The following is a 20265-nucleotide window of genomic DNA, read 5'->3' on the forward strand; positions in this document are numbered from 1 at the left end:
GATCGTCACGTGCGTGTCCGTCCGGCCGTTTCCAGGAGCTGGGCGACGCCCGTCGCCCGCTCGGTCAGGTGCAGTCGCAGCACCGGTCGCTCCCGGCCGGCCAGGGCCCGCCGGTCGCCGGCGGCCTGGGCCGCCTGGAGCTGCGCGAAGGTGTACGGACGACCGGGCACCTCCAGATCATCGGTGACCGCACCGGTGATCTGGAGGTGCCGGCCGTGGATGTCGGTGTGTTGCGGCCGGCGCGGTCCCCAGCCGAAGGTGACCGGCCGTCCGGCGGCCCGCGCCAGCAGCGGGCGCAGCCCGGCGACCGCCGCGTCGGCGTGCCGGTCGAGGTACGCGGTCACCACGAGGTGCTCCCGTTCACCCAGCCCGTCGAGCAGCCAGCGCAGCGCGCCGGTCAGGTCGGCCGGGGCGCCGCTCGGGGCGTACACCTCGATCGCGCCCTCGACCGACGACGGCGGCCCGTTCTCCGGCGCGTCGCCGGCCACTGCGGCGGCGGGCGCCGCGAACGGGTCGGTCCGCAGCGTCACCGCGGCGGTCGCCGCCGCGTAGGCCCAGGTGAGCAGGTGCGCGCCGAGTGGTCCGTTGACCGCGACGTCGGCGGACACGCCCGGTCCGACACCGGCGCCGAGGGCGCCGCCGAGACCGACCGTCAGCACGCCCGGCCCGGTGGCGCCGGGGGAGTCGGGGGACTCCGCGACCACGGGCAGCAGCCGTCCACCTGTCGCGTCGGCGAGCAGCGCGCCGGCCCAGCGGCCCAGACCGTCGAGGCCGGTGCCGTCGGGAACCAGCGCGATCGTGTCCCGGCCGGCGCCGGGCGCCGCGCCCAGTGCCGCGCCGAGCGCCAGGGCCGGATTGTCCCGGTCCCGGTCGAGCGCGCCGGTGAGCGCCTCGGCCTCGTCCAGCACCTCGGCCACCGGGGCGCCGGCCAGCGCCGCCGGGACCAGGCCGGACGCGGTGAGCGCGGCCCACAGCCCGGACACGCCGGGCTCGGCCGGGATCACCATCGCGCCCAGCTCGTCGGCGCGCGCCGCGAGTTCCGAGCCGGGTTCGGTGACCACCACGACGTGCCGGGCGGCGTCGGGGCCCTCGTCCGCCCACGCCTGCCGGTAGGCGCGCAGGTGGGCGTCGGTGGCCGGGTCGAGGCCGTGCCGGGCGGCGAGCACCAGGAGGGTACGCGCCGGACGATCGGCGAGCGCGGCCCGGATCGGTCCCGGGTCGGCGGTGTCGAGCACCGTCAGCGGCCGGCCCAGGCACTCGGCCAGCACCTCCGCGGCGAGCGTGTCGTCGTGTGCGCCGGCCAGCACCACGCGGTCCAGGTCGCCCAGCTCGGCGGCCAGTTCGGCGAGCTGGGGGAGCAGGTCCCGGCTGCGCCGGTGAGCGTGCAGCCAGCCCAGCCGGTCGAGGGCCGCCGGCTCTGCGGCGGGCCCCCAGAGGGCCGGGTCCGCGGCGGCGAGCCGGGCCGGGACGTCGTGGGAGACGAGCGTGGCGCGCGTGGACGCGCCGAGAGCCTCCGCGCCGCGCACGGCCAGGCCGGCGGCCATGTCCGCCCGCCCGGCCAGCAGGTCACTCACCGCGCCACCTCGGCTCGCTCAAGGCAGACCACCTCACCCGGTCCACGGTACGGCGCGACGCGTCCCGGGGCCGGGCCCCGGGACGCGTCGGACGCCGTCGGTCACGCGTTGCCGCCGGCCTGCTGCGCCGCCTGCGCGTTCTTCCCGGCGGCCCGGTGCGGGCTGCCCGAGCCCTTGGCCGCCTCGGCGAGGGACTTCTTGACCCCCTCCAGCAGCTCCACCCAGCTCGCCTCGAACTTCTCCACGCCCTCGCGCTCCAGCGTGGCGATCACGTCGGACAGGTCCACGCCCACCGCCAGCAGGTCGTCGAAGACCTGGCGGGCGTCGTCGTAGGCGACGGTGACGGTGTCCGCCTTCGTCTCGCCGTGCTCGGCGTAGGCGTGGATGACCGGCTCCGGCATGGTGTTGACGGTGCCGGGCGCGATCAGCTCCTCGACGTAGATGACGTCCCGGTAGTCCGGGTTCTTCGTCGAGGTGGAGGCCCACAGCGGGCGCTGCGGGTGGGCGCCCGCGTCGGCCAGCTTCTGCCAGCGCGCCGAGGAGAACACCTCGCCGTAGCGCTCGTACGCCAGCCGGGCGTTGGCGACCGCGGCCTTGCCGCGCAGCGCCTTGGCCTGGTCCGAGCCGATCTTCTCCAGCCGCTTGTCCACCTCGGTGTCGACCCGGGAGACGAAGAACGAGGCGACCGAGCCGATCTTCGACAGGTCGTGCCCGTTGGCCTGCGCCTGCTCCAGGCCCGCCAGGAAGGCGTCCATCACCTGCGAGTACCGGTCCAGGCCGAAGATCAGCGTGACGTTGACGCTGATCCCCTCGGCCAGGGTCGCGGTGATCGCGGGCAGGCCCTCCTCGGTGGCCGGGATCTTGATGAACAGGTTCGGCCGGTCGACCAGCCACCACAGCGCCTTGGCCTCGGCGACGGTCTTCGCCGCGTCGTGCGCCGAGCGCGGGTCCACCTCGATCGACACCCGGCCGTCCACGCCGCCGCTGACGTCGTACGACGGGCGCATCACGTCGCAGGCCCACCGCACGTCGTACGTGGTGAGCATGCGGACCGCCTCCTCGACGTCCACGCCGCGTACGGCGAGGTCACGAAGCTGCCAGTCGTACTCGTCGGCGTCGCTCAACGCCTTCGCGAAGATCGTCGGGTTGGTGGTCACCCCGGCTACGTGGCTCTCCCGGCGCAGCTTGTCCAGCCCGCCGGAGGTCAGCCGTACCCGGGAGAGATCGTCGAGCCAGATCGCCACACCGGCGCCCTGGAGCTCCTTCAGCCTGTCCGTCATGCCGTCCACGCTCCCCTCAGTTGCCGGTCGTGAAACCGGTGATGTCGCCCACCCGGGTCAGCGCCGCGTGCGCGGCGGCCACGATCCGGTCGGGGGTGAACCCGAACTGCTCGAAGAGCACGGTGTGCGGCGCGCTGGCGCCGTAGTGCTCGATGCTCACGCACTCGCCGCTGTCGCCGACGATCGCGCGCCACGACATGGCGATACCCGCCTCCACGCTCACCCGTGCCTTTACCCCGCGAGGCAGCACCGACTCCCGGTACGCCTCGTCCTGGGCGAAGAACCACTCCTGGCAGGGCATGGAGACGACCCGGGTGGGGGTGCCGTCGGCCTCCAGCCGCTCCCGCGCGGTGAGACAGAGCTGCACCTCCGAGCCGGTGCCGACGAGGATCACCTGCGGCTTGCCGTTCGACGCCTCGGCCAGCACGTACCCGCCCTTGGCGACGCCCTCGGCGCCGGCCAGGTCGGTGCGGTCGAACGTCGGCAGCGCCTGGCGGCTGAGCGCCAGCGCGGTCGGCCGGTCGGTGTGCTCCAGCGCCTGCCGCCACGCCCAGACCGTCTCGTTGGCGTCGGCCGGGCGGACCACGTCCAGGCCGGGGATGGCCCGCAGCGCGGTCAGGTGCTCGATCGGCTGGTGCGTCGGGCCGTCCTCGCCGAGGCCGATCGAGTCGTGCGTCCAGACGTACGTCACCGGCAGCTTCATCAGTGCGGCCAGCCGCACCGCCGGGCGCATGTAGTCGCTGAACACCAGGAACGTGCCGCCGTACGGGCGGGTGCCGCCGTGCAGGGCGATGCCGTTGAGGATCGCGCCCATGGCGTGCTCGCGGATGCCGAAGTGCAGCGTGCGGCCGTACTCGTCACCCGGGAAGTCCTTGGTGGCGTGCGCGGCCGGGACGAACGACGGCTCGCCCTTCATCGTGGTGTTGTTGCTCTCGGCCAGGTCGGCCGAGCCGCCCCACAGCTCCGGCAGCACCGGCGCCAGGGCCTCCAGGATCTTGCCGGAGGCGGCCCGGGTGGCGACGCCCTTGGCGTCCGCCGGGAAGGTCGGCAGCGCGTCGGTCCAGCCGGTCGGCAGCGTACGGGTGGCCATCCGGTCCCACAGCGCCTTGCGCTCCGGGTTGGCCTGCGCCCAGGCGTCGAACCCGGTGGTCCACTCGGCCTGCTCCTGCGCGCCGCGCTCCAGCACCTGACGGGCGTGCTTGAGCACCTCCTCGTCGACCTCGAAGGTGCGCTGCGGGTCGAAGCCGAGGATCTCCTTGGTGGCCTTCACCTCGTCCGCGCCGAGCGCCGAGCCGTGGATCTTGCCGGTGTTCTTCTTGTTCGGCGCGGGCCAGCCGATGATCGTGCGCAACGCGATGAACGACGGCCGGCCGGTCTCCGCCTTGGCGGCCAGCAGCGCCTCGTACAGCGCCTCCACGTCCTCGTGGTAGTCACCCTGGTCGGCGTCGCCGCGGCGCCAGTCGACGGTCTGCACGTGCCAGCCGTACGCCTCGTAGCGGGCCGCCACGTCCTCGCTCTTGGCGATGCGGGTGTCGTCCTCGATCGAGATCTCGTTGTCGTCGTAGATCACGCAGAGGTTGCCGAGCTGCTGGTGACCGGCGAGCGCGCTGGCCTCGTGGGTGATGCCCTCCTCGATGTCACCGTCGGAGGCGATGCACCAGATGTCGTGCCGGAACGGCGAGTCGGCGCGGTCCGGCTCGGGGTCGAACAGGCCGCGCTCGCGGCGGGCCGCCATCGCCATGCCGACCGCGTTGCCGAGGCCCTGACCGAGCGGACCGGTGGTGGTCTCCACGCCCGGGGTGTGGCCGTGCTCCGGGTGGCCCGGGGTGAGCGAGCCCCACTGGCGCAGCGCCTTGAGGTCGTCCAGCGCCAGCGGGTAGCCGGAGAGGAAGAGCTGGATGTAGAGAGTCAGGCTGGAGTGCCCGGCCGACAGCACGAACCGGTCGCGTCCGGCCCAGTTCGGGTCGGCGGGGTTGTGCCGCATGACCCGGTTGAAGAGCAGGTACGCCACCGGGGCGAGGCTCATCGCCGTCCCCGGGTGGCCGTTGCCGGATTTCTCCACGGCGTCCATGGCCAGCACGCGGACCGTGTCGACGGCCCTGCGGTCGAGGTCGGACCAGTTGAGAGCGGGAAGCTCGGGTCGGTTGGCAGCCACGATGGTTGTGCTCCTCGGCAGATGGGCGGAACCCTCACTGATGACCCTATCGAGCGGTGCTAAACGTCCGCCCGGGGATCTCAGCATGCTGTTCTGTACGGATCGCGGACGTTCGGTCGTTCAACCCCAGGTGTGACGGCTCGCACCGTTGCCGGGTCCACGGGGCAGCGAAAACGACGCCGCGTAGTGTGTGGGGCGGTGTGTGGACCCGCAGCGGTCCGGGCCGAACGACCTCCCCCGCCGATGCCGGAAGGTGGCAATCCGTGAGCATGATCACCGAGCGCCCCGTCAGCAACCCTGCCGGGCAGTCGCCGGTGGGCGCGGTGGCGGAGGCGCCGGCGAGCGGCCGGCGGGACGTACGCGCCGTGGTGGCGGCGTACGTGACGCTGACCAAGCCGCGGATCGTCGAGCTGCTTCTGGTCACCACAGTGCCGGCGATGATGCTGGCCCACGGCGGGATGCCGTCGCTGTGGCTGGTCGCCGTGGTGCTGGTCGGCGGGTCGCTCGCGGCCGGTGCGGCGAGCGTCATCAACTGCTACATCGACCGCGACATCGACCAGCTCATGCGGCGCACCAAGCGCCGCCCGCTGCCCGCGCACACCGTGTCGCCGCGCAGCGCGCTGGTCTTCGGCCTGGTGCTGGCGGCCGTGTCGGTGGCGCTGATGGCGGTGGCGACGAACTGGCTGGCGACGGTGCTGACGGTCGCCGCGATCGCCTACTACGACCTGGTCTACACGCTGTGGCTGAAGCGGACCACGGCCGCCAACACGTTCTGGGGCGGCATCTGCGGCGCCGCTCCGGTGCTGATCGGCTGGGCCGCTGTCACCGGCACGCTGGCACCGGCCGCGTGGGGCCTGTTCGCTGTCGTCTTCTTCTGGCAGATGCCGCACTTCTACGCGCTGGCCATCAAGTACAAGGCCGACTACGCCCGCGCCGGTGTGCCGATGCTGCCGGTGGTGGCCTCGGTCCGGCGGGTGAACGCGGAGATCATCGGCTTCTCCTGGCTGACGGTGCTCTCCTCGCTGGCGGTGTGGCCGCTCGGGATGAGCCCGATCTACGGCGTCACCGCGCTCGTGGTCGGCGGGATCTTCCTCGTCGAGGCGCACAAGCTGTGCCGGCGCGCGACGCGCGGCGAGGCGGTCAAGCCGATGCGGCTGTTCCACTGGTCCACCACGTACCTCACGATCCTCTTCGCGGCCGTCGCGCTCGACGCGCTGCTCTGACCCGCCCGTCCGGCGGTTCATCAGAAATTTTTTTCGGGCTTCCCCGGACGTGTTCAACCCGGACAGATTGTGACGATCCCGCCCGTCCGCTTCGCCCAGATATAAGCGACATATGCGGGCAAATTACCTGTGGTTCTTCTTAAACCGATGGGTAATTGGCATCACATTCAGTTCATGGTTCTCGCACATCCGGGTGGAACTCTGCTTAGGCTTCGCGTCATGGCAGATGGTTCCGATACGACGCTGACGGCTGACAAGACCGCCGAGCAGGCCCCCAACGGCCTGGTCGCGGGCATCAAGTCGTTCGCCGCCGGACACGGCGGCGCGAAGGCGGTCATCGAGTACGTCGGCAAGCGCGGCGCACGGATCGTCCTCGTGGGTTCCGACGGGGTATGGGCGGACCAGTTCGCCGACGGCACGGACGTCGCGCGGCAGGCCTGCGCCAAGGCCGGGGTCGACGTCGAGAACGCCTGGGAGCGTGAACTGATGGACCAGATGCGTCCGAGCAACGACCTGTGGCGGTCGATGGCCCGGCGCACGATGGCCCGTTGACATATACCGAATGACCAACCACCACCAGTCGGCCCGGGGGAGACCCCGGGTCGCTTTCGTCACCTGCGCCGAGCTGCCCGACCTCGACCCGGACGACCGGCTCGCGCTCGGCCCGCTCGCCGCCCGCGGCGTCTCCGCCGAGATCGCCGTCTGGGACGACCCCGCAGTCGACTGGTCCGGGTACGACCTGGTCGTGCTCCGCTCCCCGTGGGACTACGCCCTGCGCCGGGACGAGTTCGTGGCCTGGGCGCGTACCGTGCCGGCCCTGGTCAACCCGGCCGACGTGGTCGCCTGGAACACCGACAAGCGCTACCTGTCCGAGCTGTCCGCCGCCGGAGTGCCCACCGTGCCGACCGAGTGGGTCGAGCCGGGGCAGGCGTGGACGCCGCCGTCCGGGGGCGAGTACGTGATCAAGCCGGCGGTCAGCGCGGGCAGCCAGGACACCGGCCGCTACGACCTGACCGACAGGGAGCACCGCGAGCTGGCGCCGGCCCACGTGCGGCGGCTCTCCGACGCCGGGCGGGTCACGATGGTCCAGCCGTACCTCGGCGCGGTGGACACCGCCGGGGAGACCGCGCTGCTGTTCCTGGCCGGGCCCGGCGGCCTGGCGTTCAGCCACGCGATCCGCAAGGGGCCGATGCTGACCGGGCCGGACCTGGGCGAGGCCGCGCTCTACAAGGAGGAGCGGATCGACGCCCGCGTCGCCACGGCGGAGCAGCGCGCGGTGGCCGAGAAGGTGCTGACGGTGGTGCCCGGCGGCCCGGACCGCCTGCTCTACGCCCGGGTCGACCTGATCCCCGGCCCGGACGGCGAGCCCGTGCTGGTCGAGCTGGAGCTGACCGAGCCGAGTCTGTTCGTCGGGTACGCCGACGGCGCCCCGGACCGGCTCGCCGACGCGGTGCTCACCCACCTGGCCCGCCGCCGCTGACCTTCGGCGCCTGGCCGAGCCGGGTCGCGGATGCCGACCGGTTCAGGCGACGGCCGCCGTGAGCCGGGCCAGGTGGGCGTCGATCTCCGCGCGTGCGTTCGCGGGATCCAGGCCGGTGGTCAGGATCCGTACGGTGAGGCCGTCCAGCAGCGTCGCCAGCGCGGCGGCCTCGGCCCGCGCGTCCACGTGCCCGGCGATGCCACCCGCGGCCCGGCCGAGCGTGAGCAGCCGCTCCACGTTGGCCCGCATCTGCGCCTCGCTCTCCGCCAGGATCGCCGCGACCTGCTCGTCGACGAGCGCCTCGGCGGTGAGGACCAGCCAGACGCGGGCCTCGAAGGCGCGTTCGGCGTCCAGCGGGACGAGTTGGCGCACCGCCTGCCGGATCACCTCCGGCGTGACCGGGTCGGCGGGGATCGTCCGGGCCCGCGCCACCACGCGTCCGGCCAGGTGGTCCATTGCCGCCCGGACCATCAGTTCCCGAGCCGGCAGGTAGTGCTGCGCGGTCGCCAGCGGCATGCCGGCCTCGGCGGCGACGGCCCGCACCGTCATCCCGGCCGACCCCGCCCGCGCCAGTACGACGCAGGCCGCCGCGCCGAGATGACGTCGCCGCTCCTCGTGGTCCACAACCTTGGGCACGAGGTGATCATAGATGGTCGGTCATTTGACCGATATAGGTCGGCCGCCTAACGTTGCCCGGCATGACCGCACCCCTCACCGACACCGCACGCGACACCCGCCGGTTCAGCTACCTCGACATGGCGCTCGTGCTCGCCGTCGGCGTCGGCCTGGCCAACTCGGCGGTGGCGGACTTCCTGGCCCGGGGACCGGCGCGGCTGGGCATGCCGGAGACGGCGGCGTCCACCATCGCCTGGGCCCTGATCAACGGCACCCAGCTCGCTGTCGGCCTCGCGGTGGTGCGCCACCGCTTCGGCGAGATCGCCCGGCCGCTGCGGCTCGTCCGCCCGGCGGGCCGCCAGGTGGGCGCCGCGGTGGGCTGGGGCCTGGCCAAGGCCGCGCTCACCCTCGTGCTCGTGGTGGCGCTGCCCGCGGCGCTCGTCGAGGGCGGCGGTGGTGAGGGCGGCTACCCCGCCGGAAGCCTGCTCGCGCAGTTCGCCTTCGCGTTCGCCTTCGGCGCCGTCGTCTCCCCGCTCTACGAGGAGATCCTCTACCGGGGTGTCTTCTACCAGGGGCTGGCCGCGCGGCTGCCCGCCGTGGCCGCCGTGGTGCTGTCGGCGGCCTTCTTCGCCGTCGTACACCTGCCCCGGGTCTTCAACACCGTCAGCGCGCTCTTCGCCGGGCTGCTGTTCGCCTGGCTGCTGCACCGCCACCGCAACCTCTGGGTGCCGATCCTCGCCCATGCCGTCAGCAACGGAACGCTCGTCGCGCTGGCGTTCGCCGCCGAGGCGTCCGCCTGACCGCCCGCACACGGCGACAGCGCGTTCAGTCGCGGTCGCTGTGGTTACGTGCCCAGCGACCACCGATCGGCGGCGTGTCCAGCCGCAGCGCGGCCTCGGTGCCGGCCAGGTCGTTGTCCTCGAACGCACAGGAGACGCAGCTGCCCGCCTCGGTGACCCAGATGCCGTACGCCTGGGTGTCGGCGTCCCGGTGCCAGATCCGGTTGCCGCGCACGGTGGCCGAGTCGAACGGCGCGGCGATCGTGATGCCGCCGCACGCCGGTGGCGAGTCGGGCAGCTCGTACGCCGTGCCGGGCCCCGGTGTGTCCGCGTTCCAGCCGGTGGAACCGTCCGGGCGTACCTCGGCCAGGGAGAGCCCGGTGGCGCTGTTGTCGGACACCACCGCGTCCCGCGAGCCGACCCGGACCACCTTGCCCCGGTGCCCGCCGGCCGGCCAGTCGGCGTTGCCGTCGGCGACCTCGCGCGGGCCGTACCGCACCGCCTCGCCGGAGCCGGAGCAGGCCGGGGCGGAGCGGCGGCCGTTGTCCCGGATCCGGTTCCCGACGATCGACGTGTCGAGCATCGGCCGGTCGATCCGGATGCCGTCCAGCGCGTTCTCCCGGATGTCGTTGTCCTGGATCACCACGTCGGCCGCCGCGCCCCGGTAGCCGTGGCCCAGGTCGTGCTCGTGGTAGCCGAAGCCGCCGTTACGGCTGATCCGGTTGGCCTGCACCGCGTACGGGCCGGGGGTGTTGCCCATGCTGATGCCGTCGCCGACGTTGTAGTCGATCACGCAGCCGGTGACCAGGCCGCCGCGCCCGGCGACCCCGGCGGTGCCGTTGCCCGACACGTCGAAGCCGGCCTCCAGGTTGTTGGTCATGGTGCAGGCGGAGACGATCAGCCCGTCCGCTCCCCAGTCGGAGATGCCGAACCGGTTGGCCTGGCTGTGGCAGCCGACGATCCGGATGCCGCGCGGCGGGGTCCAGTAGTCCTTCTGCAGCTCCAGGAAGATGCCGTTGGTGCCGTTGCCGATGGTGGTGCAGTTGGCGATGGTGAGGCGCTCCACGTCGCCCCAGCCGCCGATGCCGACGCCGATCCCCGCGCCGCCCATCTGGTCGCCGTTGTCCAGCCGGCCGCATCCCACCACGACCACGCCGTCGATCAGGCTGTCCTGGAGGAAGTCACAGCCCAGGCCGGTCGCCCCGGTGTGGTGGATGTAGAGGTTGCGGAACACGCCGCGCACCACGTACTGCAGGCCCAGCCCTTTGGCCAGGTAGTCGTAGGACGTCTGGGCCACGCCGGAGCCGTCGATCTCGAAGTCGGCGAACGAGCAGTCGGCGATGTGCCGGTCCCGGTCCGCGCCGTGCTGCACGGTGGTCCAGAAGGCGAGCGGGACCGGTGCGCTGCGGTTGCCCTCGTTGCTGAGCAGGAAGCGGGTAGCTGCCGGTCCGGCGCCGATCAGCGAGACGCCGCTGCGCCAGACGGTGCCGGCGTCGCGGATCGAGTACAGGCCGGGCGGGCAGTAGATCACCCGGGCCCGGCCGTCGGCGTCGTACCCGGCGCCGAGGCGGTCCACCAGCGCCGCCAGGGCGGGCTGGTCGTTGGTGACCCCGTCGCCGGTGAGGCCGTGCTCGCGGGCGTCGCACCACAGCGGCGCGCCGGCGACCGGGGTCAGCCGTTGCGGGGTGGTGGTGGAGAGGCTCTTGCGCGACACGGGGAGCTCCCCTCGGGCGGCGGTCGGTGGCCCGTGCCGCTTTCCCGCTCCCGCCGCGCGGTAACGCCCGCGCTCAGGCGGCGGCGCCCACCCGTTGCGCGGCGGGCGCGGCCGGTGCCTCCGGGGTGGCCGGCAGCCGCTCCCGGGTGGCCCAGAGCACGCCGAGGGTGGCCAGCAGCACCAGGCAGGAGCCGAGCATGTGCGCGCCGACCAGCACGGCGGGCAGGTGGGTGAAGTACTGGACGAAGCCGATCACGCCCTGCCCCAGCTCGACCGCGATCAGCACCGCGGCGGCCCGGGCCGCCCGCGCCGCGCCGACCGCCCGGAACGCGAAGTACAGCGCCACCGACAGGCCGATCAGCAGGAAGACGCCGTCGGCGTGGACCTGGGAGATCGCCGCCGGGTCCAGGCCGTTGCGGGCCGCGCCGTGGTCGCCGGCGTGCGGTCCGCTGCCTGTCACCCAGGTGCCGATCACCAGCACCGACGCGCTCACCGCCGTGGTGATCCAGGCGAGCGTACGCAGCGGCGCCGGCACGGTCGGGGACACCGGCCCGTCCGGATCCTTGATGCGCCGCCAGAGCGCGTACGCGACCGCGATCACCGCCATCGAGGCGAGGAAGTGCAGCCCGACCACCCACGGGTTGAGGTTGGTGAGCACTGTGATGCCACCGATGATCGCCTGGGCCGGGATGCCGAACAGCACGCCCACGGCCAGCGGCAGCGTCCCGCGGCGGCGGGGGCGGTGCGCCAGCACGGCCAGCACCACGGCGAGCGCGATGATCCCGACCGCGAAGGTGAGCAGCCGGTTGCCGAACTCGATCACCCCGTACACGCCCATCTCGGGTGTCGTGGTGTAGGAGTCCTCGGTGCACCGGGGCCAGGTGGGGCAGCCGAGGCCGGAGGCGGTGAGCCGGACGGCCCCGCCGGTGACCACGATCGCGACGTTCGCGATGATCGAGGCGAGCGCGAGGCGGCGCAGCAGCGTGGCGGAGACCGGAAACCGGACGGATCGCTTCACGAAGCGAATCCTACGCACCGTAGTTGATCCCGATCGGGTGACTCCGGCACCCCGGTGGTCGGAATCACCGGACCCCGGGTTTGCAGGCCCTCGGCGAATTACGTAACGTTGCCGTTGTGAAAAACGCGGCGGCGCTCTCCCGAACGCCGGTGACCGGTCCGGTCGCCGGTGGCGCGCGCGCACGTCGCGGCGTACGGCCCGGCGAGCGGGAGACCGCTCCGGCCGACCTGTCGACCCGCGACCGGGTCACCCAGCTGCTGCTGGAGCGTGGCCCCACCACCGCCGCGCAGCTCGGCTCGGCGCTCGGCCTGAGCCCGGCCGCGATCCGCCGCCACCTCGACGCGATGCTCGCCGACGGTGACGTGGTCGCCCGCGACCAGACCGTCCGCGGCAGCCGCGGGCGCGGCCGCCCGGCCAAGGTCTTCGCGCTCACCGAGGCGGGCCGCGGTCGCTGCGGCACCCACCACTACGACAACATGGCCACCGCCGCGCTGCGGTGGATCGCCCGCACCGGCGGCACCGAGGCGGTCGCGGCGTTCGCGGCCGAGCAGGTCTCCGCGCTGGAGGCCCGCTGCCGGTCGGCCATGGAGGACGCCGGAGACGCCCCGCTCGCGCGGGCGGAGGCGCTCGCCGGCGCGCTGACCGCCGAGGGTTACGCTGCCAACGCGTCCACGATCGCCTCCGGCGGCCAGCTCTGCCAGCACCACTGCCCGGTGGCGCACGTGGCCGCCGAGTTCCCTCAGCTGTGCGAGGCCGAGACCGAAGTGATCTCCCGTCTGGTCGGCACTCACGTACAGCGCCTGGCCACCATCGCGCACGGCGACGGCGTGTGCACCACGCACATTCCCGCCCAGTCCGGTTCCACCGTCACCACTGTGAGGACAGATAGATGACCGAGCAGATCGTCCAGCCCCTGACCCAGGAGGAGCAGCTCGCGGCCCTCGGCCGTTACGAGTACGGCTGGGCCGACCCCGACGTCGCCGGGGCGTCCGCCCAGCGCGGCCTCAGCGAGGCGGTGGTGCGGGACATCTCGGCCAAGAAGAACGAGCCGGCCTGGATGCTCGACCTGCGGCTCAAGGGCCTGCGGCTGTTCGGCCGCAAGCCGATGCCGAACTGGGGCGCCGACCTCACCGGGATCGACTTCGACAACATCAAGTACTTCGTGCGGTCCACCGAGAAGCAGGCCACCTCCTGGGAGGACCTGCCCGAGGACATCAAGAACACCTACGACAAGCTCGGCATCCCGGAGGCGGAGAAGCAGCGCCTGGTCGCCGGTGTCGCGGCGCAGTACGAGTCCGAGGTGGTCTACCACCAGATCCGTGAGGACCTGGAGGAGCAGGGTGTCGTCTTCCTGGACACGGACACCGCGCTCAAGGAGCACGAGGACCTGTTCAAGGAGTACTTCGGCACGGTGATCCCGGTCGGCGACAACAAGTTCGCCGCGCTGAACACCTCCGTCTGGTCCGGTGGCTCGTTCATCTACGTGCCGAAGGGCGTGCACGTGGACATCCCGCTGCAGGCCTACTTCCGGATCAACACGGAGAACATGGGCCAGTTCGAGCGGACGCTGATCATCGTCGACGAGGGCGCGTACGTGCACTACGTCGAGGGTTGCACCGCGCCCATCTACTCCTCCGACTCGCTGCACAGCGCCGTCGTGGAGATCATCGTCAAGAAGAACGCCCGGTGCCGGTACACGACCATCCAGAACTGGTCGAACAACGTCTACAACCTGGTCACCAAGCGCGCCGTGTGCCACGAGGGCGCGACCATGGAGTGGGTCGACGGCAACATCGGCTCCAAGGTCACCATGAAGTACCCGGCGGTCTACATGACCGGCGAGCACGCCAAGGGCGAGGTGCTCTCGGTGGCCATGGCCGGCGAGGGCCAGCACCAGGACGCCGGCGCCAAGATGGTGCACGCCGCGCCGCACACCTCCTCGACCATCGTGTCGAAGTCGATCGCCCGGGGCGGCGGCCGCACCTCGTACCGCGGTCTGGTGCAGGTGCTGGAGGGCTCGACCAGCAGCAAGAGCACGGTCAAGTGCGACGCGCTCCTGGTCGACACGATCTCCCGCTCCGACACCTACCCGTACGTCGACATCCGCGAGGACGACGTGTCGATGGGGCACGAGGCGACCGTCTCCAAGGTCAGCGAGGACCAGCTCTTCTACCTGATGAGCCGGGGCCTGAGCGAGGACGAGGCGATGGCGATGATCGTGCGCGGCTTCATCGAGCCGATCGCCAAGGAGCTTCCGATGGAGTACGCGCTGGAGCTCAACCGCCTGATCGAGCTGCAGATGGAGGGCGCGGTCGGCTGACGCCGGCCGCCCGCCCTCCGACTCACTGACACCTCGTCGCAGAACAGACCAAGGAAGAGATGACTACCCAGGCTTCCGCGCCGCCCACGACCAAGTCGCAGGCGCTCCGCTCGTACGACGTCGCCGACTTCCCGGCCCTGACCGGCCTGGAGGAGGAGTGGCGCTTCACCCCGCTCAAGCGCCTGCGCGGCCTGACCCCGTCGGCGCAGGGCGCGACCGGCGCGGTCCGGCACGAGTACGGTGACCTGCCCGAGGGCGTCACCGTCGACCGGATCGGCCGGGACGACCCCCGGGTGGGCAGCGTGCTCACCCCGTTCGACCGGGTCAGCGCGCTCGCGTACGGCGGGGCCGACGGCGCGCTGCTGGTGCGCGTCGACCGCGACGCGGTGGTGGAGCAGCCGGTGCGCCTGCGGGTGGTCGGCGAGAACGCCGAGGCGCTCGCCTTCGGTCACACGTTCGTCGAGGTGGACCGGTTCGCCGAGGCCACAGTGGTGATCGAGCACGTCGGCTCGGCCACGCTGGCCGACAACGTCGAGGTGACTGTGGGCGACGGGGCGAAGCTGACCCTGGTCACCGTCGCCGACTGGGCCGACGACGCGGTGCAGGCGCAGCACCTCAAGGTGCGGCTGGGCCGCGACGCCCGGATCCTGCACGTGCAGGTCAGCCTCGGCGGCGACCTGGTCCGGCAGTACACGTCGGTGGAGTACACCCAGCGCGGCGGCGAGGCCGAGCTGTACGGCGTCTACTTCGCCGACTCCGGCCAGCACCTGGAGCACCGGCAGCTGGTCGACCACACCGTGCCGGACTGCCGCAGCAACGTCGGCTACCGGGGTGCGCTGCAGGGCGACGACGCGCACACGGTCTGGGTCGGCGACGTGCTGATCCGCGCCGAGGCGACTGGTACCGACACGTACGAGATCAACCGGAACCTGCTGCTCACCGACGGCGCGCGGGCCGACTCCGTACCCAACCTGGAGATCGAGACCGGCGAGATCGCCGGCGCCGGGCACGCCAGCGCGACCGGCCGGTTCGACGACGAGCAGCTGTTCTACCTGATGGCCCGGGGCATTCCGGAGGCCGAGGCGCGGCGCCTGGTGGTGCGCGGCTTCTTCGCCGAGCTGATCAACAAGATCCCGGTCGAGGACCTGCGCGAGCGCCTCGGCGACGCCATCGAGGCGCGGCTGGCGAAGGCCGGCGCCTGATGCTCAAGATCTGCTCCACCGAGGACGTGCCGAAGGGCACCGTGATCAGCGCCGACGTGGACGGCGTGCAGGTCGCGATCGTGCACGGCGAGGACGACGTGTTCTACGCGGTGCACGACGAGTGCTCGCACGCCGCCGTGGCGCTGTCCGAGGGCGAGGTCGAGGGCTGCACGCTGGAATGCTGGCTGCACGGCTCCCGTTTCGACCTGCGTACCGGTGAGCCCACCGGGCTGCCCGCGACCGAACCCGTACCCGTCTATCCCGTCGAAGTCCGCGACGGCGACATCTACCTTTCCGTGGACGGCGACGGCCGTCCGCTGCCGAGCAATGGAGTGACCCGCTGATGAGCACCCTGGAGATCCGCGACCTGAAGGTGTCGGTCAAGCTGCCCGAGGGTGAGCTCAAGCCGATCCTGCACGGGGTCGACCTGACCGTGCGCTCCGGCGAGACGCACGCCATCATGGGCCCGAACGGCTCCGGCAAGTCCACGCTGGCGTACTCGATCGCCGGTCACCCGAAGTACGAGATCACCGGCGGCGAGGTGACCCTCGACGGCGAGGACGTGCTGTCCATGTCCGTCGACGAGCGGGCCCGCGCCGGCCTCTTCCTGGCCATGCAGTACCCGGTCGAGGTCCCCGGCGTGTCGGTGGCCAACTTCCTGCGTACCGCCAAGACCGCCATCGACGGCGAGGCGCCGAAGCTGCGCACCTGGGCCGGCGAGCTGCGCGGCGCCATGGAGAAGCTCCAGATGGACCCGGCGTTCGCCCAGCGCAACGTCAACGAGGGCTTCTCCGGCGGTGAGAAGAAGCGGCACGAGATCGTGCAGCTGGAGCTGCTCAAGCCGAAGATGGCGATCCTCGACGAGACCGACTCCGGCCTGGACGTGGACGCGCTGCGCGTGGTCAGCGAGGGCGTGAACCGGGTGCGCGACACCGGCGACACCGGCCTGCTGCTGATCACCCACTACACGCGCATCCTGCGCTACATCAAGCCGGACTTCGTGCACGTCTTCGTGGCCGGCCGGATCGTCGAGCAGGGCGGCCGGGAGCTGGCCGACAAGCTCGAGGAAGAGGGCTACGAGCGGTACGTCGCCGGGGCCGGCGCGGCGCGGGCCTGAGACTCGACATGACCTCGATGGCCATCCCGGCGGGCATGCCGCAGTACGACGACGTGCCGCGCTTCGACGTGGCGAAGGTGCGGGCCGACTTCCCGATCCTCGACCGGGAGGTCAACGGTCACCCGCTCGTCTACCTGGACAGCGCGAACACCTCGCACAAGCCGCGGCAGGTGCTCGACGTGCTCGCCGAGCACTACGCGCTGCACAACGCCAACGTGTCGCGCTCGGTGCACACGCTGGGCACCGAGGCGACCGAGGCGTACGAGGGCGCGCGGGCGAAGATCGCCGCGTTCATCAACGCGCCGAGCGTTGACGAGGTGGTGTTCACCAAGAACTCCACCGAGGCGATCAACCTCGTGGCGTACGCGTTCTCCAACGCCTCGCTGCGCGCGGACGGTGACCCGCGGTTCCGGCTCGGCCCCGGCGACGAGATCGTGATCTCCGAGATGGAGCACCACTCGAACATCGTCCCGTGGCAGTTGCTGGCGGAGCGTACCGGCGCGACGCTGCGCTGGTTCCCCGTCACCGACCAGGGCCGGCTCGACGAGTCCGGCCTGGACGACCTGGTCACCGAGCGGACGAAGATCGTCTCGCTGGTGCACATGTCGAACATCCTGGGCACCGTCAACGCCACCTCGCGGATCACCGCGCGGGTCCGCGAGGTCGGCGCGCTGCTGCTGCTCGACTGCTCGCAGTCGGTGCCGCACCTGCCGATGGACGTGGTCGGCTACGACGCCGACTTCATCGTCTTCACCGGGCACAAGATGTGCGGGCCGACCGGCATCGGCGTGCTCTGGGGCCGGGGCGAGCTGCTCGCCGCGATGCCCCCGGTGATGGGTGGCGGCTCGATGATCGAGACGGTGACGATGGCGGGCTCGACGTTCGCCGCGCCGCCGGCCCGGTTCGAGGCGGGCACCCCGCCGATCGCCGAGGCGGTGGCGCTCGGCGCGGCGGTGGACTACCTCACCGCGATCGGCATGCCGGCTGTTCAGTGGCACGAGAAGGAACTGACGGCGTACGCGCTCGACGCCCTCGCCACAGTGCCGGACCTGCGGATCTTCGGCCCGACGGTGCCTGTGGGCCGGGGCGGGACGATCTCGTTCGCGCTCGGTGACGTGCACCCGCACGACGTCGGGCAGGTGCTCGACTCGCTCGGTGTGCAGGTGCGGGTGGGCCACCACTGCGCCAAGCCGGTGTGCACCCGCTTCGGGGTGCCGGCCACGACGCGGGCGTCGTTCTACCTCTACACCACCACCGCGGAGATCGACGCCCTGGTGGCGGGTCTGGAGCGGGTGCGGAAGGTGTTCCAGTGATGCAGCTCGAATCCCTCTACCAGGAGATCATCCTGGACCACTACAAGCACCCGCACGGCCGTGGCCTGCGGGAGGCGGCGGATCCGGCCGCCCGGGTCGGCGAGGCGCACCACGTCAACCCGACCTGCGGCGACGAGATCACCGTGCGGGTGGCGACAGACGGCAGCGTGTTCACCGACATCTCGTACGACGGGATGGGCTGCTCGATCAGCCAGGCGTCGGCGAGCATCCTGCACGAGCTGCTGCGCGGCAAGGCCGCGAGCGACGCCGCTGTGGTGCACGAGGCGTTCGTGGAGTTGATGTCCGGGCGGGGCCAGGTCACGCCGGACGAGGACGTGCTCGGAGACGGGGTGGCGTTCGCGGGTGTCGCGCGCTACCCGGCCCGGGTGAAGTGCGCGCTGTTGTCGTGGATGGCGTTCAAGGACGCCGCGGCACGCGCCGGGGTGGGCGTGAGCCCGGAGGTGAAGGCATGAGCGACGAGAACATGACCTCGGAGACCGGCGCGGTGGCGACCGACGGCACGGTTGCCGGTGGCGCGGCCGTCAACGGAGCTGTCGCTGACGGCGCGGCCGCGGGTGCGGCGGCGCCGACCGGCGGCAAGGCCGCGATCGGTGACATCGAGGAGGCGATGAAGGACGTCGTCGACCCCGAGCTGGGCATCAACGTGGTCGACCTCGGCCTGGTGTACGGCGTCCACGTCGACGACGAGAACGTCGCCACCCTGGACATGACGCTGACCTCGGCGGCCTGCCCGCTGACCGACGTGATCGAGGACCAGGCGCGGCAGGCGCTGACCACCGGTCCCGGCGGCGGCCTGGTCAACGACATCCGGATCAACTGGGTCTGGCTGCCGCCGTGGGGCCCCGACAAGATCACCGACGAGGGGCGCGACCAGCTCCGCTCGCTCGGCTTCAACGTCTGACCGTTCTCCCGGTCACCGCAACGGGCGCGGCACCCCTGCCAAGGGGTTGCCGCGCCCGTAGTGTCTGCGGGCTTGATCGACACCGTTTCGCCGAAGTGGTGTGGTCGGAGTCGCTCTGATGCCGCCACCTCGGCGTAGTGGTGTCGATCAAGCTGGGCTGACGGCACTGCCGCCGCCGGCGGCGGGGCGAGGAACGGCGAGATCTTGGTACGAAATCGCCCCTTGGGTGGCCGTTTCCTTCCGAGACCTCCTCGCCTCCCTCATGCCGGGATCCGGCCCCCTCGTTGTGGGAAACGTCCGCCTTTTCGGCTTGATCGACACCGTTTCGCCGAAGTGGTGTGGTCGGAGTCGCTTTGATGCCGCCACCTCGGCGTAGTGGTGTCGATCAAGGTGGGCTGACGGCACTGCCGCCGGCGTCGGGCCGGGAACGGCGAGATCTTGGTATGAGATCGCCCCCGAGGAGGCAGATTCGTACCAAGATCTCCAGCCCAGCCCAGCCCAGCCCAGCCGCGGGGTGCGCGTGCGGGCGCGCGGGAAAAGCGGTCGCGGAGTGAGGGAGCCGGGTGCAGGATGAGCGGGTGATCGAGGCGTACCCGAAGCAGGCTCCTGTCCGTGCGGCCACCGCCGCGCGTCGACAGCGCACCCTGCCCTCGGCCGCCTCGACCCATCACCCGTCGTCGTGACCGGGGCGTTCCTGGCCGGCCTGGTCGCCGGCTACGGCGTCGCCATTCCGGTCGGCGCGATCGCGATCCTCATTCTCGGACTCAGCGCGCGTACCTCGTTCCGGGTCGGTGCGGCGGCGGCACTCGGCGTGGCCGGCGCCGACGGTCTCTACGCGGCGCTGGCGGCGCTCGGCGGGGCCGCGGTGGCGAGCGGGCTCGCGCCGTTCGCGGGTCCGCTGCGGCTGGTCGCCGCGGGGGTGCTGCTGGCTCTCGCCGGCCTCACCGCCCGGCGCGCGCTGCGTCCACCGGCCACAACGCATCCGCCGAGCCCGTCGGCCACCACGCATCCGTCGGGCACGACGCAGGAGCCGGGCGCGCGGGGTGGGCTGGACACGCCGGTGCGCGCGTTCGCCGCGGTTCTCGCGCTGACCCTGCTCAACCCGGCCACTGTGGTCTACTTCGTGGCGCTCGTCCTCGGCCGGGGTGACGTGCTCGGCTCCGGCCCGGCGGGCACTGCCGCCTTCACCGCCGGGGTCTTCCTCGCGTCGGCGAGCTGGCAGTTGCTGATCGCCGGGGGCGGCACGCTGATCGGCCGGGCCCTCACCGGTCCCCGTGGGCGGCGGGTCACGGCGCTGCTGTCCAGCGTCATCATCGCGGCTCTCGCGGTCGCCACTGTGCTCGGCGTCTGACCGACGGGGACGGCCCGACATGTCGGGCCGATGACGGGGCCGTTCGCGATCCGTTACCGGGGGATCGGCCGAACCGGCAGTCCCGGGCGACGGAAAGATCCATTCCCGGCCCGGCGTACGACCGCAGGTGTCCTCGGCCGTCAGGCCGGCCGGTTCGCCCTTGCGAAGCGCGGATCCCGCAGGCCGGTGACGTCACGCAGGA

The 20265-nt window shown here is 72.1% G+C and carries 19 protein-coding genes; 13 read left to right on the forward strand and 6 right to left on the reverse strand.

Annotated elements, in window-relative coordinates; all coding sequences use genetic code 11:
- Positions 1-5: 5 nt before the first annotated feature.
- The 3 genes from ABD52_RS14110 to tkt form a co-directional block, all read right to left on the reverse strand.
- Positions 6-1574, reverse strand: coding sequence for a hypothetical protein (locus ABD52_RS14110; RefSeq protein ID WP_047892110.1), 1569 nt, complete (start codon positions 1572-1574; stop codon positions 6-8).
- 101 nt (positions 1575-1675) lie between these two features.
- The gene (gene tal, locus ABD52_RS14115; protein WP_030274169.1) at positions 1676-2854 is read right to left on the reverse strand and encodes a transaldolase; all 1179 of its coding nucleotides are present in this window, start codon (positions 2852-2854) and stop codon (positions 1676-1678) included.
- Between the two features lie 16 nt (positions 2855-2870).
- Positions 2871-5009, reverse strand: coding sequence for a transketolase (gene tkt / locus ABD52_RS14120; RefSeq protein WP_013475882.1), 2139 nt, complete (start codon positions 5007-5009; stop codon positions 2871-2873).
- Positions 5010-5272: 263 nt separating this feature from the next.
- On the opposite strand from tkt, the gene ABD52_RS14125 reads away from it, so the two are divergent.
- The 3 genes from ABD52_RS14125 to ABD52_RS14135 all read left to right on the forward strand — a co-directional run bounded on the left by ABD52_RS14125 (position 5273) and on the right by ABD52_RS14135 (position 7712).
- Positions 5273-6232 (forward strand): heme o synthase, encoded by a 960-nt coding sequence (locus ABD52_RS14125; protein WP_013287455.1) that lies wholly within the window; start codon positions 5273-5275, stop codon positions 6230-6232.
- A 219-nt stretch (positions 6233-6451) separates the two neighbouring features.
- A complete protein-coding gene (locus ABD52_RS14130; RefSeq protein WP_013287454.1) occupies positions 6452-6784 on the forward strand; it encodes a hypothetical protein in 333 nt (110 codons plus the stop codon).
- 10 nt (positions 6785-6794) lie between these two features.
- On the forward strand, positions 6795-7712 hold the full coding sequence (locus tag ABD52_RS14135) for a RimK family alpha-L-glutamate ligase (RefSeq protein ID WP_047892111.1): 918 nt from the start codon (positions 6795-6797) through the stop codon (positions 7710-7712).
- Between the two features lie 42 nt (positions 7713-7754).
- Here ABD52_RS14135 and ABD52_RS14140 read toward each other — a convergent pair whose 3' ends face one another.
- Positions 7755-8348, reverse strand: coding sequence for a TetR/AcrR family transcriptional regulator (locus ABD52_RS14140; RefSeq protein WP_047892112.1), 594 nt, complete (start codon positions 8346-8348; stop codon positions 7755-7757).
- A 62-nt stretch (positions 8349-8410) separates the two neighbouring features.
- Here ABD52_RS14140 and ABD52_RS14145 point away from each other — a divergent pair, with 62 nt between their 5' ends.
- On the forward strand, positions 8411-9127 hold the full coding sequence (locus ABD52_RS14145) for a CPBP family intramembrane glutamic endopeptidase (protein WP_047892113.1): 717 nt from the start codon (positions 8411-8413) through the stop codon (positions 9125-9127).
- A 25-nt stretch (positions 9128-9152) separates the two neighbouring features.
- On the opposite strand, the gene ABD52_RS14150 is transcribed toward ABD52_RS14145, so the two are convergent.
- Both ABD52_RS14150 and ABD52_RS14155 read right to left on the reverse strand, forming a co-directional pair.
- Positions 9153-10820 carry a right-handed parallel beta-helix repeat-containing protein gene (locus ABD52_RS14150; RefSeq protein WP_047892114.1) on the reverse strand — a complete coding sequence of 556 codons (1668 nt, stop codon included), beginning with the start codon at positions 10818-10820 and terminating at the stop codon, positions 9153-9155.
- Between the two features lie 73 nt (positions 10821-10893).
- A complete protein-coding gene (locus tag ABD52_RS14155; protein ID WP_200905190.1) occupies positions 10894-11856 on the reverse strand; it encodes a heme A synthase in 963 nt (320 codons plus the stop codon).
- Positions 11857-11954: 98 nt separating this feature from the next.
- On the opposite strand from ABD52_RS14155, the gene ABD52_RS14160 reads away from it, so the two are divergent.
- From ABD52_RS14160 to ABD52_RS14200, 9 genes are all read left to right on the forward strand, one after another.
- Complete coding sequence (locus ABD52_RS14160; protein WP_047892116.1) at positions 11955-12731, forward strand: metalloregulator ArsR/SmtB family transcription factor; 777 nt, start codon at positions 11955-11957, stop codon at positions 12729-12731.
- The gene (sufB, locus tag ABD52_RS14165) at positions 12728-14158 is read left to right on the forward strand and encodes a Fe-S cluster assembly protein SufB (RefSeq protein ID WP_013287447.1); all 1431 of its coding nucleotides are present in this window, start codon (positions 12728-12730) and stop codon (positions 14156-14158) included. Before ABD52_RS14160 ends, sufB begins: the two co-directional genes overlap by 4 nt.
- A 59-nt stretch (positions 14159-14217) precedes the next feature.
- Positions 14218-15360 carry a Fe-S cluster assembly protein SufD gene (gene sufD, locus ABD52_RS14170; protein WP_047892117.1) on the forward strand — a complete coding sequence of 381 codons (1143 nt, stop codon included), beginning with the start codon at positions 14218-14220 and terminating at the stop codon, positions 15358-15360.
- Positions 15360-15704: a non-heme iron oxygenase ferredoxin subunit gene (locus ABD52_RS14175; protein WP_013287445.1), complete on the forward strand. Its 345-nt coding sequence runs from the start codon at positions 15360-15362 to the stop codon at positions 15702-15704. Before sufD ends, ABD52_RS14175 begins: the two co-directional genes overlap by 1 nt.
- Positions 15704-16477 (forward strand): Fe-S cluster assembly ATPase SufC, encoded by a 774-nt coding sequence (sufC, locus tag ABD52_RS14180; protein ID WP_013287444.1) that lies wholly within the window; start codon positions 15704-15706, stop codon positions 16475-16477. Before ABD52_RS14175 ends, sufC begins: the two co-directional genes overlap by 1 nt.
- Positions 16478-16485: 8 nt before the next feature.
- Positions 16486-17790, forward strand: a complete 1305-nt coding sequence (locus ABD52_RS14185) for a cysteine desulfurase (protein WP_013287443.1) — start codon at positions 16486-16488, stop codon at positions 17788-17790.
- Complete coding sequence (gene sufU / locus ABD52_RS14190; RefSeq protein WP_013287442.1) at positions 17790-18263, forward strand: Fe-S cluster assembly sulfur transfer protein SufU; 474 nt, start codon at positions 17790-17792, stop codon at positions 18261-18263. Before ABD52_RS14185 ends, sufU begins: the two co-directional genes overlap by 1 nt.
- Positions 18264-18274: 11 nt before the next feature.
- The gene (locus ABD52_RS14195) at positions 18275-18712 is read left to right on the forward strand and encodes a metal-sulfur cluster assembly factor (protein ID WP_041784583.1); all 438 of its coding nucleotides are present in this window, start codon (positions 18275-18277) and stop codon (positions 18710-18712) included.
- Between the two features lie 679 nt (positions 18713-19391).
- Complete coding sequence (locus tag ABD52_RS14200; RefSeq protein ID WP_047892118.1) at positions 19392-20063, forward strand: LysE family transporter; 672 nt, start codon at positions 19392-19394, stop codon at positions 20061-20063.
- The last annotated feature ends 202 nt before the right edge of the window (positions 20064-20265 follow it).

The sequence above is a fragment of the Micromonospora sp. RV43 genome, from assembly GCF_001029515.1.
GTDB lineage: Bacteria > Actinomycetota > Actinomycetes > Mycobacteriales > Micromonosporaceae > Micromonospora > Micromonospora aurantiaca.